Source organism: Streptomyces sp. x-19 (assembly GCF_046549115.1).
Classification (GTDB): Bacteria; Actinomycetota; Actinomycetes; order Streptomycetales; family Streptomycetaceae; genus Streptomyces; species Streptomyces albulus_C.
On sequence record NZ_JAJPWK010000018.1, the window covers coordinates 80,420 to 93,188 of the forward strand.

A 12,769-nucleotide genomic window follows, 5' to 3' on the forward strand; every position below is an offset into this window, starting at 1 on the left:
GGGCGGAGCGGGACGGACCGATGCACGATCAGCAGGAGGCGGCCGGGCGGGAACGGCCCGCGGAGCCGGAGCGGGCGGTGCGCCCGTTGGACGGCTTCACGGTCGGGGTCACCGCGGCCCGCCGGGCGGACGAACTGGGCGCACTGCTGGAGCGCCGCGGCGCCCAGGTGGTGCACGCCCCGGCGCTGCGCATCGTGCCGCTGCCGGACGACACCGAACTGCTCGCCGCCACCCGCGCGCTGACCGACGACCCCCCGGACGTGGTGGTGGCCACCACCGCCATCGGGTTCCGCGGCTGGATCGAGGCGGCGGAGGGCTGGGGGCTGGGCGAGGCGCTGCTGGACCGGCTGGCCGGGGTGGAACTGCTGGCCCGCGGCCCGAAGGTGCGCGGCGCCATCCGGGCCGCCGGGCTGACCGAGAAGTGGTCGCCGGCTTCGGAGTCGATGGCCGAGGTGCTGGACCGGCTGCTGGCCGGGGACGTCGCCGGGCGGCGGATCGCGGTCCAACTGCACGGGGAGCCGCTGCCGGGGTTCGTCGAGGCGCTGCGGGCCGGCGGCGCCGAGGTGGTCGGGGTGCCCGTGTACCGGTGGATGCCGCCGGCCGACCTCGGGCCGGTGGACCGGCTTCTGGACGCGGTGCTGGCCCGAGGGGTGGACGCGGTGACCTTCACCAGTGCCCCGGCCGCCGCCTCGTTGCTGCGTCGGGCCGCCGAGCGCGGCCTCCAACCGGAGGTGCTGGCCGCGCTGCGGCAGGACGTGCTGGTGGCGTGCGTGGGGCCGGTGACGGCGCTGCCGCTGGAGGCGTTGGAGGTGCCCACCCGGCAGCCGGAGCGGTTCCGGCTGGGGCCGCTGGTACAGCTGCTGTGCCGGGAACTCCCGGGCCGCGTGCCGCCGTTGCCGGTCGCCGGGCAGCGCCTGGAGATCCGCGGCCGGGCCGCCGTGCTGGACGGTGCGCTGCGCCCGGTGCCGCCCGCCGGGATGGCGCTGCTGCGCGCCCTGGCCCGCCGCCCCGGGTGGGTGGTGGGCCGCGCCGAACTGCTGCGGGCGCTACCGGGCACGGGCCGGGACGAGCACGCGGTGGAGACTGCGATGGCCCGGCTGCGCACCGCCCTGGGGGAGCCCCGGCTGATCCAGACGGTGGTCAAGCGCGGCTACCGGCTGGCGCTGGACACCCCCGTGGACACCGACAAGTACGGCGGCCACTAGGAGCCGTCCGGAAGGCCCCGGGGCCCGTGCGCACGCCCCCTGCCGCCCGGGGCCTCGGTCCGGGCGGCGGTCCGGGCCTCAGGTCGGGTTGTTCACCCGGATCTTGGACTGGCCGTGCGGCCGGGTCTCCCAGTCCTCCATGAACCGGGCTTCGAGCCCGTGCTTGCCGGCCAGCCGCAGCAGGGTCTCGGTCCGGTAGTAGAAGTCCTCCCGCAGCACCTGGTGTTCGGCGCCCTCGGTGCGGTCGAAGGTGAAGTCGAAGAACCCGCCGGGGGCCAGGATCCGGCCGACGTGCGCCAGGCACTCGTCGATCACGTGGATCGGCGAGTGCGAGAAGACGCTGTGCGCGTGGACGACGTCGAAGTGCCCGGACGGCAGGAACTCCAGCGTCAGGTCCTGAGTGATCGTCAGGTGCGGCAGTTTGGGCTGGAGTTCGTAGGTCGTCAGGGTCCGCTTGGCGGCTATCAGGATGTCCGGCGAGATGTCGATGCCGTAGTAGTTGCCGGCGTCCAGGTGGGCGATGAAGCGCCAGCCGGCGCGCAGGTTGCCGCACCCGATGTCGAGCATCCGGTGCCGGGGCTCCAGCCCGTGCTCCACCAGGTAGTCGAACTGCATCTCGCCCAGCGCCAGCCAGCGCTCGTGGCTGCGGCTGCCGACCGCGGCCTCCGGGTTGCGGTCGGTGTCCGAGGCCATCACCGCGCGGTAGTACGCGACGTGGTCGGGGTGCTTCAGGCGCAGCCAGGTGTCCCGGGCGGTGCGCTTGACGTAGGGGGCGATCCGGGCCGGATTGCGGACCGCGTAACCGAGCTTGTGGGTCAGGCTGGCGCGGTTCTTGAGCAGCGGAGTGGACATGTCGCCGGACTATACAACACATGTATACGCGGCGTGTCTACACGGGTGGTCTACATGGATGCTCTACGCCCGTGCTCTACATGCATGGTGTACGTCGGTGCCCGTGCCGGCACACGGCCGGCAGGGCGGCTTTCCCGGAGCCGCGGCCGCCCCTCCGTGTCGCGAAGTCGACCACCCCGTGCCCAGGTCCGCCGCCCCGACCGCGCACGGTGCGGCCGACCGCGGGGTTCCGGCGGGCGGCGCGGCCGGGCACCCTGGGAACGCTCCCGTACGCCCCCTCCGCCCCCTCCGCCCCCTTCCCCGCACGCCCCCGATCCCTTCGCCCCCTTCCTCCCTTTCAATCCCTTCCTCCCCTTCGCTCCCTTCATCCCCTCTGTCCCTCGCTTCTCCCCACCTCTCCCTGCTCCCCCGCCTCTCCCCGTTCCCCGCGTGCGTCCCCGAGGAGTGACAGCCCGATGGCAGCCCCCTACGGCCTCCGGTTCGACTGCGGGCGGACCAGCCTGGATCTGGCGGCCACCGCCGGCGGCGCTGCGTTCGCCGTCGAACGGCTCACCGACCCCGGGGCGTTGGCCGCCTGGCTGGTCGGCGCCGGCGTGGTGCCGCCCGGCGCCCCGCTCGACGCCGTCGACGCCCACTGGGTCGCCCGCTTCCGGGCCCTGCGCGACCTACTGGCCCGGACCGTCCGCGCCGAACTGCTCGGCCGGGCCGCCGCGTCCGACCTGACGCTGCTGAACGCCGCGGCCGGGGCCGCCCCGCCGCCCGCCGTCCAGGTCGTCCGCGGCCCCGACGGCGCGCTCGCCGGCATCCTGGCCGGCCCGCCCGACTGCGCCGCGCTGCTGGCGGCGGTGGCCCGGGACGCCGTCGCACTGCTCACCGACCCGGCGGTGCGCGGGCAACTGCGCCAATGCGCCGGCGAGGGCTGCACGCTGGTCTACCTCGACACCTCGCGCGGCCGACGCCGCCGCTGGTGCTCCAGCGAGGTGTGCGGCAACCGCGCCCGAGTGGCCCGGCACCGGCGACGGGCCGGCCGGACCCCGTGACGGCGCCCGCGACCGCAGCCGGACGCGGTGCGCGACCGGACCTGTCGGACCGAACCGCGTCCTGAGTCAACATCCGACCGACAACGTCCGGCTTTGTCCGTACCTCCAGGTGCGCGCGGTGCCGGCTTCGCGTACGGTTGACGGCTGCCTACGCACAGCAGAAGGGGGCCTGGGTGGCCGCGCACAACGCCACGCACGCACCGGACCACACACCGGATTCCGTTCGGGACCGTGAGATCGAGTCCGAGCAGGCGCATCTCGACCGTGTCTACCGGCGCCTGGAGGAGAAGATCCACGAGGCGGAGTTCCTGATGGACGACGCCGCCAAGCGCGGCCAGGTCGGCACGCCCGGCGCGCTCGCCGAACGCGACGCCCAGGTCTTCCAGGCCGGCGTCCACCTCCACCGCCTCAACTCCGAGTACGAGGACTTCCTCTTCGGCCGGATCGACCTGCTCCTGGGCAAGGACGGCAAGAAGGGCCCGGACGGCGCGTACACCTCCGTCGAGCCCGCCGACGGCGTCATCCAGGACGGCCGCGCCGCCATCGCCGAGACGCTCCACATCGGGCGCCTCGGCGTCCTGGACGCGGACTACTCGCCGCTGGTCATCGACTGGCGGGCGCCGGCCGCCGCGCCCTTCTACCGCGCCACCCCGGTCGCCCCCGGCAGGGTCGTCCGGCGCCGGGTGATCCGCTCCAAGGGCCGCAAGGTGCTGGGCGTCGAGGACGACCTGATGCGCCCCGAGGTCACCGCGACGCTGGACGGCGTCGAGCTCCCGGCGGTCGGCGACGGCGCCCTGATGGCCGCCCTGGGCCGGGCCCGGAGCCACACCATGCGGGACATCGTCGCCTCCATCCAGGCCGAGCAGGACCTGGTGATCCGGGCGCCCGCCGCCTCCGTCACCGAGGTCGAGGGCGGCCCCGGCACCGGCAAGACCGCGGTCGCCCTGCACCGCGCCGCCTACCTGCTCTACCAGGACCGCCGCCGCTACGCCGGCGGCATCCTGATCGTCTCCCCGACCCCGCTGCTGGTCGCCTACACCGAGGGCGTGCTGCCGTCGCTCGGCGAGGAGGGCCAGGTCGCCATCCGGGCGCTCGGCTCGCTCGTCGAGGGCGCCGAGGCGACCGCCTACGACCCGCCTGCGGTCTCCCGCATCAAGGGCTCGGCGCGGATGGTCAAACTGCTGCGCAAGGCCGCCCGCGGGGCGCTGGAGGCCCCTCCCGCCCCGCGGCGCGCCCGCCCCGCCGAGGACGCCCAGCTGTCCCTGGAGGACCTCGCCGCGGGGGCGGACGCCCCGACCGACGAGGCGGCCCCGCCGACCCGCCTGAGGGTCGTCGCGTTCGGCACCCGGCTCGAACTCGACGAGGCCGAGCTGCGCGCCATCCGCCACTCCGCCCTGGGCGGCACCGCCCCGGTCAACCTGCTGCGCCCGCGCGCCCGCCGGCTGATCCTGGACGCCCTGTGGGCCAAGTCCGGCGCGGCCCGCCGCTTCCCGGACCCGGAGCTGGCCGCCGAGGCCCGCCAGGGCTTCGACGAGGACCTCGTCACCGAACCCGACTTCCAGGAGTTCCTGGAGGGCTGGTGGCCCGAACTCACCCCGCGCGGGGTGCTCGCCACGATGGCCGACGACCGCCGCCTCGGCCGCTGGGCGCGCCGCCTGCTCAACCCGCGCGAGGTCCGGCAACTCGCCCGCTCGCTGCGCCGGTTGGGCGACGACGGCAGGGGCCCGCTGTCGGTGCACGACATCGCGCTGCTGGACGAGCTCCAGCTGGTCCTGGGCGCTCCGGCCCGGCCGGCCCGCCCCCGCGAGGCCGACCCGCTGGACCAGCTCACCGGCCTGGAGGAGCTGACCACCTACGCGGACCGGTTCTCGTCCGGCCGCGGCCGGCGCGAGCGGCTGGAGGAGGAGCGCACCGACTACGCCCACGTCATCGTCGACGAGGCCCAGGACCTGACGCCCATGCAGTGGCGGATGGTCGGCCGCCGCGGCCGGCACGCCACCTGGACCGTGGTCGGCGACCCGGCGCAGTCCTCCTGGTCGGACCCGGACGAGGCCGCCGAGGCCCGCGACGAGGCACTGGGCACCCGCCCGCGCCGCCGCTTCACGCTCACCGTGAACTACCGCAACCCGGCCGAGATCGCGGAGCTGGCGTCCAAGGTGCTGGCCCTGGCCATGCCCGGTGCCCCGTCGCCGCGGGCGGTCCGCTCGACCGGCCTGGAGCCGCGCTTCGCCGTCGTGGACGGCGCATACGCGGGCGGCTCGGCCGGCTCGGCCGGCTCGGGCGGCGCGGCCGACGGGGCGCTGGAACGGGCCACCGTCGCCGAGGCCGCGAGGTTGCTGGCCGAGGTCGAGGGCACGGTCGGCGTCGTGGTGGCGATGCACCGCCGCACACAGGCCCGCACCTGGCTGGCCGGGCTCGGCGACCGCGTCGTGGCGCTGGGCTCCCTGGAGGCCAAGGGCCTGGAATACGACGCCACCCTGGTGGTCTCGCCCGCCGAGATCGCCGACGAGTCGCCGGCCGGGCTGCGGGTGCTCTACGTCGCCCTGACCCGAGCCACCCAGCAGCTGACCGTGCTCTCCGCCGCCCCGGACGAGCCGGACGCGGACGGGGTGCCGGACCTGCTGCGCGACTAGGGCGGGTCGGGGGCGCGGCGGGTGCGGTCGTGCTGCCATCCGAGGGGTTGTGAAATCCGTCGCGCGGGACGGGATTCGCTTGCCGGGATGGTTTGTTAGCCTTGGTGGCGGCACCGGCTCGATCCAAGCCCCCGGGCCCAACCATCGTCGCTACGAGCGACCACTTGCCGCGAGGCGAGCATGGCGGGTCGGTGTCATAAGCCAGCGAGGCGCGGGCGCCCCTCCTTCGGGAGGGGCGCCCGCGGTCGTTTTCCCGGCCGGTGCGGGCGCGGTGCACGTCGTGGCTGATTCGCGTCGCCCGAGGGGGTTCCGCTCGACGGGGCAACTCTCGTATGGTGGAAGAGTCTTTCCGAAATTCGTAGCTGGTTACCGTATACCGGCTGGTAGGTGGGACGATCGAACGACGCGCTCCGGCTCGGGCACCCCTGAGTCCCGGAGCCGCTTAGAGCCAAACCAGGGAAAGCAGAGGAAGTCGGCCATGGCAACGGCGCCTAGCGTCTCGTATTCGATGACGGTGCGACTGGAAGTTCCCGCAAGCGGCACCGCCGTCAGCCAGCTCACCACGGCCGTGGAGTCCTCCGGCGGGTCGGTCACCGGCCTCGACGTGACCGCATCCGGTCACGAGAAGCTCCGGATCGACGTCACGATCGCCGCGACCTCCACCGCGCACGCCCAGGAGATCGTCTCCAAGCTGCGCACCATCGAAGGCGTTTCGCTCGGCAAGGTCTCGGACCGGACCTTCCTGATGCACCTCGGTGGCAAGATCGAGATGTCGTCCAAGCACCCCATCCGCAACCGTGACGACCTGTCCATGGTCTACACCCCGGGCGTCGCGCGGGTCTGCCAGGCGATCGCCGACAACCCTGAGGACGCGCGCCGCCTCACCATCAAGCGCAACAGCGTCGCGGTGGTCACCGACGGTTCCGCGGTCCTCGGCCTGGGCAACATCGGCCCCAAGGCCGCACTGCCCGTCATGGAGGGCAAGGCGGCCCTCTTCAAGCGCTTCGCCGGCATCGACGCCTGGCCGATCTGCCTGGACACCCAGGACAGCGACGCGATCGTCGAGATCGTCAAGGCCATCGCCCCCGGCTTCGCGGGCATCAACCTGGAAGACATCTCCGCGCCCCGCTGCTTCGAGATCGAGGCCCGCCTGCGCGAGGCCCTGGACATCCCGGTCTTCCACGACGACCAGCACGGCACCGCCATCGTGGTGCTCGCGGCGCTCACCAACGCGCTGCGGGTGGTCGGCAAGAAGATCGAGGACGTCCGGGTCGTGATGTCCGGCGCCGGTGCGGCCGGCACCGCCATCCTCAAGCTGCTGCTGGCCGCCGGCGTGCACCACGCGGTGGTCGCCGACATCCACGGCGTGGTCCACGCCGGCCGCCCCGACCTCGTCGACGCCGACCCCGACTCGGCGCTGCGCTGGATCGCCGACAACACCAACCCCGAGGGCGTCACCGGCACCCTCAAGGAGGCCGTGGTCGGCGCCGACGTCTTCATCGGTGTCTCGGCCCCCAACGTCCTCGACGGCGACGACGTGGCCCAGATGGCCGAGGGTGCGATCGTGTTCGCGCTGGCCAACCCCGACCCGGAGGTCGACCCGGCGATCGCCCGCCAGACCGCCGCCGTGGTCGCCACCGGCCGTTCCGACTTCCCCAACCAGATCAACAACGTCCTGGTGTTCCCCGGCGTCTTCCGCGGGCTGCTCGACGCCGCCTCGCGTACGGTGAACACCGAAATGATGCTGGCAGCGGCCGGCGCCCTCGCCGACGTCGTGCTGGACGACGAGCTCAACGCGAACTACATCATCCCCAGCGTCTTCAACGAGAAGGTCGCGGGTGCGGTCGCCGGCGCGGTGCGTGACGCGGCGAAGGCCGCGGGCGACGCTGTGACGGCCGCCACGGGCGTCTGAGACGGCGCGTCGCGGGACCTGCCCCCAGCGAGCCACCCATAGGGTGGCGGGTGACCCTCCAGGGTGCCGGATTGGCTTTACCGCCGCAGGTGGGGGCAGGATGCTCTCCCAAGGACAATGTCCAGGGGGACCTCAGGCGCGAGGGAGCTGAAGGACGGACCCGGTTCGGTGGGCCGTCCGAGGGCCCTGGCAGCATCGGCTTCGATCTCACGCCGCATTGGCAAGAAGAACACGGGAGTACATACATGAACCGCAGTGAGCTGGTGGCCGCTCTGGCCGATCGCGCCGAGGTGACCCGCAAGGACGCCGACGCCGTTCTGGCCGCGCTCGCCGAGACCGTCGGCGAGGTCGTTGCCAAGGGCGACGAGAAGGTCACCATCCCCGGCTTCCTGACCTTCGAGCGCACCCACCGTGCCGCTCGCACCGCCCGGAACCCGCAGACCGGTGAGCCGATCCAGATCGCGGCCGGCTACAGCGTGAAGGTTTCCGCGGGCTCCAAGCTCAAGGAAGCCGCCAAGGGCAAGTAAGGCCCTTCCGACGGCACCGAAGGCGGCCACCCCTCCCGGGGGTGGCCGCCTTCGTGCGTGCCCGCGTACGGCCGGCCCAGGGCCCTTGCCGGGCCCCGGGTGGGCAGGTGGGCGGGCGGGCACGGCGAAGGCGCCGCACGGTCCTCCTGCGAGGACTGTGCGGCGCCTTCGGAATCCAGCGCGGCCGGGGGCCGGTGGGCGTCAGCCCCGCGGGTTGCCGTTCGGCAGCTCCACCTTCGCGCCCAGCTCCACGAGCTTCTCCATGAAGTTCTCGTAGCCGCGGTTGATCAGGTCGATGCCGTGCACCCGGGACGTGCCCTGCGCCGCCAGCGCCGCGATCAGGTACGAGAAGCCGCCGCGCAGGTCGGGGATGACCAGGTCGGCGCCCTGTAGCCGGGTGGGGCCGGAGACGACCGCGGAGTGCAGGAAGTTGCGCTGGCCGAAGCGGCAGGCGGAGCCGCCGAGGCACTCGCGGTAGAGCTGGATGTGGGCGCCCATCTGGTTGAGCGCCTCGGTGAAGCCCAGCCGGGACTCGTAGACCGTCTCGTGGACGATCGACAGGCCCGACGCCTGGGTCAGGGCGACCACCAGGGGCTGCTGCCAGTCGGTCTGGAAACCGGGGTGGACGTCGGTCTCCAGTGCGATGGCCTTGAGCGAGCCGCCCGGGTGCCAGAAGCGGATGCCCTCGTCGTCGATCTCGAAGGCGCCGCCGACCTTGCGGAAGGTGTTCAGGAACGTCATCATCGAGCGCTGGTGGGCGCCGCGGACGTAGATGTTGCCCTCGGTGGCCAGCGCCGCGGACGCCCAGGAGGCGGCCTCCAGGCGGTCCGGGAGGGCGCGGTGGGTGTAGCCGTCGAGCTTGTCGACACCGGTGATCCGGATCGTCCGGTCGGTGTCCATGGAGATGATCGCGCCCATTTTCTGCAGGACGCAGATCAGGTCCTCGATCTCCGGTTCCACCGCAGCGTTCGACAGCTCGGTGACGCCCTCGGCCAGCACCGCGGTCAGCAGCACCTGCTCGGTCGAGCCGACCGAGGGGTACGGCAGCCGGATCTTGGTGCCGCGGAGCCGCTGCGGGGCCTCCAGGTACTGCCCGTCGTCGCGCTTCTCGATCTTGGCACCGAACTGGCGCAGCACGTCGAAGTGGAAGTCGACCGGCCGGCCGCCGATGTCGCAGCCGCCCAGGCCCGGGATGAAGGCGTGGCCCAGTCGGTGCAGCAGCGGGCCGCAGAACAGGATCGGGATCCGTGAGGAGCCGGCGTGCGCGTCGATGTCGGCGACGTTGGCGCTCTCCACGTGCGACGGGTCGAGGACCAGCTCGCCGGGCTCGTCGCCCGGACGCACGGTCACGCCGTGCAGCTGGAGCAGCCCGCGCACCACACGGACGTCCCGGATGTCCGGAACGTTGCGCAGTCGGCTCGGACCGCTGCCCAGCAGGGCGGCGACCATGGCCTTGGGCACAAGGTTCTTCGCACCGCGAACCCGGATCTCGCCCTCGAGCGGGGTGCCGCCGTGGACAAGCAGTACGTCGTCAGTAGAGACGGTCATGGATCTCGCGTTCCTGGAGTCGGTCAGGGCCAGGAGAAATGGTAAGGGCGGCCGAGGGGGTGTCCGTTGCGGTGGCCCTGGTCCGGCCATGTAATGGCTTTGTCACAACACGCTCCGCTACGGCCGACCTTTGATTCGTAATCACCTTTTGCCTGGAAAGCGTCCAATGTCGCTAATGGGACATCCGGGTACGTAGCGCGTGCGCCGGGGCCTGCCGCCGTACGCCGGCCCTGCTCTCCCGGCGGGTCCGGGCGTTGACTCCCCCTTCGGGCCGGAAGTGCGGGATCATGTGGCCATGACCGAGGTGTCCTCGCTCACAGGCCGGCTGCTCGTTGCCACGCCCGCGCTCGCCGACCCGAACTTCGACCGCGCGGTGGTGCTCCTCCTCGACCACGACGAGGAGGGCTCCCTCGGTGTGATCCTGAACCGTCCCACACCGGTCGGCGTCGCCGACATCCTCGCCCCCTGGGCCGAGCTGGCCGGTGAGCCCGGGGTGGTCTTCCAGGGCGGCCCCGTGTCGTTGGACTCGGCGCTCGGTGTGGCCGTGGTGCCCGGTGGACCGTCCGGCGAGGGCGCCCCGTCGGGCAGCGGCACCCGCACCGGCGGCGCCGTCGGCGGGGCGGCCGGTGCGCCCCCGGGCTCCACGCGCCGGGGCGACCCGCAGGCCACCGGCACGGCCGGCGGTGCCGGGCCGGGCGACGAGCCGCTGGGCTGGCGCCGGGTGCACGGCGCGATCGGCCTGGTGGACCTGGAGGCCCCGCCGGAGCTGCTCGCCGCGGTCCTCGGCAGCCTGCGGATCTTCGCCGGGTACGCCGGCTGGGGGCCCGGCCAGCTGGAGGACGAGCTGGTGGAGGGGGCCTGGTACGTCGTCGAGTCCGAGCCGGGGGACGTCTCCTCGCCCGATCCGGAGCAGCTGTGGCGGGCCGTGCTGCGCCGGCAGCGCAACGAGCTGGCGATGGTGGCGACGTACCCCGACGACCCGTCGTTGAACTAGCCCGCAGGCCGGTTGCCGGGGCATCTGCGGTCCGGTTGCCGGGCGGTGTCGGGCGCCGCCGTGCAGCGCGTTTCGTACGCCGCGCGCCGGGTGGTGCACCCGGGCGATCGTCGGGGCATTTTGTGACGGCTTCGTCATGGGGAATTGTCAGACCCCGTCGCTATCGTTCGGGGTGGCAAGAACGTTGCGCGGACGCGTCCCCGAACCCTGAGCCTCGCGCGGACAGGGGAGCTCGCGACCGCGACCGAAACTGACGGGGGAGAGCACCATGCACAGGCCGAGCCTGCCCGAGGACCTGGACCATCCGGAGCAGGTGTGGGCGCGCGCCGCGACGCTGGCGGTGGTGGCCGCGGCCATGAACGACGGGGACGAGTACTCCTGGGGCCCGGACGGTCTGCACTGCTGGAACTGCGGCGGCTCGTACTGGTGGCGGCTGAAGCTGTACGACGACGGCCGCGCGCTGCTGTGCGGCCAGGACTCCGACGGGAGCTACACGCACAACGGCGACAAGCAGATCGACTTCCTGGCCGGTGGTCCCGCGTGGCTGCCCTGGGAGCAGTTGCGGGACGACGCCCAGGGCAACCTCCTCGGCTTCGCCTACTGGTACGAGGGCGGCGCCTGGTCCCGCGCCCCCTACCCCGCGGCGCTGCCGGACGACGGCCTGGAGATGGCGATGAGCTGGGCGGCGCCGGGTGACGCGGCGGTCCAGGAGATCACCGAGCACCTGGTGGCGCTCCTGGAGACCGACGTCCGCCCCGCGGCGACGGTCCGCGCGTTCATCGCCTCCGCCGCGGCCCGCACGGTCGGCGCGGCGGACGTCTCGGCGCTGCTGGACGCGGTCTGCGGCCCGGACTGCTGGTACGAGGTCCGCCCGGAGGCCGCCTGGGCGTTCGCCGTCGAGCTGGGCCTGACGGCCGGCGACCGCGGCGGGGTGCCGGCGGCGGCGTCGTAGGCGCGCCGCGGGGCGCGGCGGCGGATCCCCGAAGGGCGAGCGGGCCGTCAGCTCCGGTGCCGCCCGCCCAGGGTGAAGAAGCGCTCGGCGAGCGGATCGGCGTCGCGGGCGGGTAGGGCGAGGTGCACGGGCACCGGTGGGGCGTTCTTCAGCCGGACGTAGCGGATCTGGGGGTGCGGGTGGCGCTCGGCCACCCCCTCCGGGGCCACGCCGACCCCGTGGCCGGCCGCGACCGCCTCCAGCCACTCGTCGAAGTTGCCCGCGGTGCAGGCGAGTCGGGGGCGTCGGCCGGCGGGCCACAGCTCGGGCCGGGTGGTGCCGGTGACGGTGTTGACGACCAGCGGCAGCTCCGCGAGTTCGGCCCAGTCCAGCACCCGCCGGCGGGCCAGGCTCCCCGGGGTGGCGGCGCGCGGCACGGCGGCGACCCGCGGCTCCTGGAAGAGCAGCGCGGTGCGCAGTCCGGCGTCCGGTGGCACGTCGCCCCGGAGCACCGCCACGTCCGACTCCCCGGTCTCCAGTCCGGCCAGTGGGGTGTCCCGGCGGACGAGCCGGACCTTGGCGCCGGTCGCGGCCTTGAACTCCGTGATCAGCGTGCGGCCGGCGGCCGGCAGCAGCGAGGTGAAGCCCAGCCGCAGCGTCCCCGGCCCGGCGGGCGAGCGCAGTGCGGCGGCGAGCCGGGGGAGCAGGGGGGCGAGGTCGGCGTAGAGGCGGCGGCCGGCGTCGGTGAGGGCGACCCGGCGGGTGGTCCGGTCCAGTAGCCGTACGCCGAGCGCGGCCTCCAGGGCCCGTACGGCGCGGGTCAGCGTCGGCTGGCCGGTGCGCAGCCGGTCCGCGGCGTGGGTGAAGCTGCGCTCCTCCGCGACGGCCAGGAAGCCTCGCAGGTGGCGCAGTTCGATCCCGTCGAGGACCGGGTCGGCGAACGGGTCGGGGTCGTGGGTGTCGGCGTCGTGGGGGTCGGGGCCGTCTCCGGCCGGGGCGTCGGCGTCGTCCGGGACGCCGCGGTCACCATTCATGCCGCCCCAGCATAAGTGCTCCGTACGGGCATTTCCCCGGCCATCCGGAGACTGCCTACGTTTCCCCGCGGCGGTCCGCTCCGGGCCCGGGGA

The 12,769-nt window shown here is 73.7% G+C and carries 10 protein-coding genes; 7 read left to right on the top strand and 3 right to left on the bottom strand.

Annotation, left to right across the window (positions count from 1 at the left end):
* Positions 1-20 precede the first annotated feature (20 nt).
* A complete protein-coding gene (locus tag ACLJT4_RS30660) occupies positions 21-1,205 on the top strand; it encodes a uroporphyrinogen-III synthase (RefSeq protein ID WP_411127235.1) in 1,185 nt (394 codons plus the stop codon).
* A gap of 78 nt (positions 1,206-1,283) precedes the next feature.
* Here the strand turns inward: ACLJT4_RS30660 and ACLJT4_RS30665 are convergent, their stop codons facing one another.
* Positions 1,284-2,057 (bottom strand): class I SAM-dependent methyltransferase, encoded by a 774-nt coding sequence (locus tag ACLJT4_RS30665; protein WP_411127237.1) that lies wholly within the window; start codon positions 2,055-2,057, stop codon positions 1,284-1,286.
* A gap of 455 nt (positions 2,058-2,512) precedes the next feature.
* Here ACLJT4_RS30665 and ACLJT4_RS30670 point away from each other — a divergent pair, with 455 nt between their 5' ends.
* The 4 genes from ACLJT4_RS30670 (at position 2,513) to ACLJT4_RS30685 (ending at position 8,169) form a co-directional block, all read left to right on the top strand.
* The gene (locus ACLJT4_RS30670) at positions 2,513-3,097 is read left to right on the top strand and encodes a CGNR zinc finger domain-containing protein (RefSeq protein WP_411127239.1); all 585 of its coding nucleotides are present in this window, start codon (positions 2,513-2,515) and stop codon (positions 3,095-3,097) included.
* A gap of 173 nt (positions 3,098-3,270) precedes the next feature.
* Positions 3,271-5,730, top strand: a complete 2,460-nt coding sequence (locus tag ACLJT4_RS30675; RefSeq protein ID WP_411127240.1) for a HelD family protein — start codon at positions 3,271-3,273, stop codon at positions 5,728-5,730.
* Positions 5,731-6,208: 478 nt separating this feature from the next.
* Positions 6,209-7,642 carry an NAD-dependent malic enzyme gene (locus ACLJT4_RS30680; RefSeq protein ID WP_037634840.1) on the top strand — a complete coding sequence of 478 codons (1,434 nt, stop codon included), beginning with the start codon at positions 6,209-6,211 and terminating at the stop codon, positions 7,640-7,642.
* A 245-nt stretch (positions 7,643-7,887) separates the two neighbouring features.
* Positions 7,888-8,169 carry an HU family DNA-binding protein gene (locus ACLJT4_RS30685; protein WP_004951951.1) on the top strand — a complete coding sequence of 94 codons (282 nt, stop codon included), beginning with the start codon at positions 7,888-7,890 and terminating at the stop codon, positions 8,167-8,169.
* A 201-nt stretch (positions 8,170-8,370) separates the two neighbouring features.
* On the opposite strand, the gene murA is transcribed toward ACLJT4_RS30685, so the two are convergent.
* Entirely contained in the window at positions 8,371-9,717 is a 1,347-nt protein-coding gene (gene murA, locus ACLJT4_RS30690; protein WP_411127242.1) for a UDP-N-acetylglucosamine 1-carboxyvinyltransferase, read from the bottom strand.
* A 295-nt stretch (positions 9,718-10,012) separates the two neighbouring features.
* On the opposite strand from murA, the gene ACLJT4_RS30695 reads away from it, so the two are divergent.
* A complete protein-coding gene (locus tag ACLJT4_RS30695; protein ID WP_411127244.1) occupies positions 10,013-10,711 on the top strand; it encodes a YqgE/AlgH family protein in 699 nt (232 codons plus the stop codon).
* 268 nt (positions 10,712-10,979) lie between these two features.
* A complete protein-coding gene (locus tag ACLJT4_RS30700) occupies positions 10,980-11,663 on the top strand; it encodes a hypothetical protein (RefSeq protein ID WP_411127246.1) in 684 nt (227 codons plus the stop codon).
* Positions 11,664-11,710: 47 nt separating this feature from the next.
* On the opposite strand, the gene ACLJT4_RS30705 is transcribed toward ACLJT4_RS30700, so the two are convergent.
* Positions 11,711-12,676 (bottom strand): LysR family transcriptional regulator, encoded by a 966-nt coding sequence (locus tag ACLJT4_RS30705; protein ID WP_411127248.1) that lies wholly within the window; start codon positions 12,674-12,676, stop codon positions 11,711-11,713.
* Positions 12,677-12,769 lie beyond the last annotated feature (93 nt).

What these genes read in the sequence shown, in the direction of transcription:
- ACLJT4_RS30670 (WP_411127239.1), top strand. Translation starts at nt 2,513, where the DNA reads ATGGCAGCCCCCTACGGCCTCCGGTTCGACTGCGGGCGGACCAGCCTG.
- ACLJT4_RS30660 (WP_411127235.1), top strand. Translation starts at nt 21, where the DNA reads ATGCACGATCAGCAGGAGGCGGCCGGGCGGGAACGGCCCGCGGAGCCG.
- ACLJT4_RS30705 (WP_411127248.1), bottom strand. Translation starts at nt 12,676, where the DNA reads ATGAATGGTGACCGCGGCGTCCCGGACGACGCCGACGCCCCGGCCGGA.
- ACLJT4_RS30680 (WP_037634840.1), top strand. Translation starts at nt 6,209, where the DNA reads ATGGCAACGGCGCCTAGCGTCTCGTATTCGATGACGGTGCGACTGGAA.
- ACLJT4_RS30665 (WP_411127237.1), bottom strand. Translation starts at nt 2,057, where the DNA reads ATGTCCACTCCGCTGCTCAAGAACCGCGCCAGCCTGACCCACAAGCTC.
- ACLJT4_RS30700 (WP_411127246.1), top strand. Translation starts at nt 10,980, where the DNA reads ATGCACAGGCCGAGCCTGCCCGAGGACCTGGACCATCCGGAGCAGGTG.
- ACLJT4_RS30685 (WP_004951951.1), top strand. Translation starts at nt 7,888, where the DNA reads ATGAACCGCAGTGAGCTGGTGGCCGCTCTGGCCGATCGCGCCGAGGTG.
- murA (WP_411127242.1), bottom strand. Translation starts at nt 9,717, where the DNA reads ATGACCGTCTCTACTGACGACGTACTGCTTGTCCACGGCGGCACCCCG.
- ACLJT4_RS30695 (WP_411127244.1), top strand. Translation starts at nt 10,013, where the DNA reads ATGACCGAGGTGTCCTCGCTCACAGGCCGGCTGCTCGTTGCCACGCCC.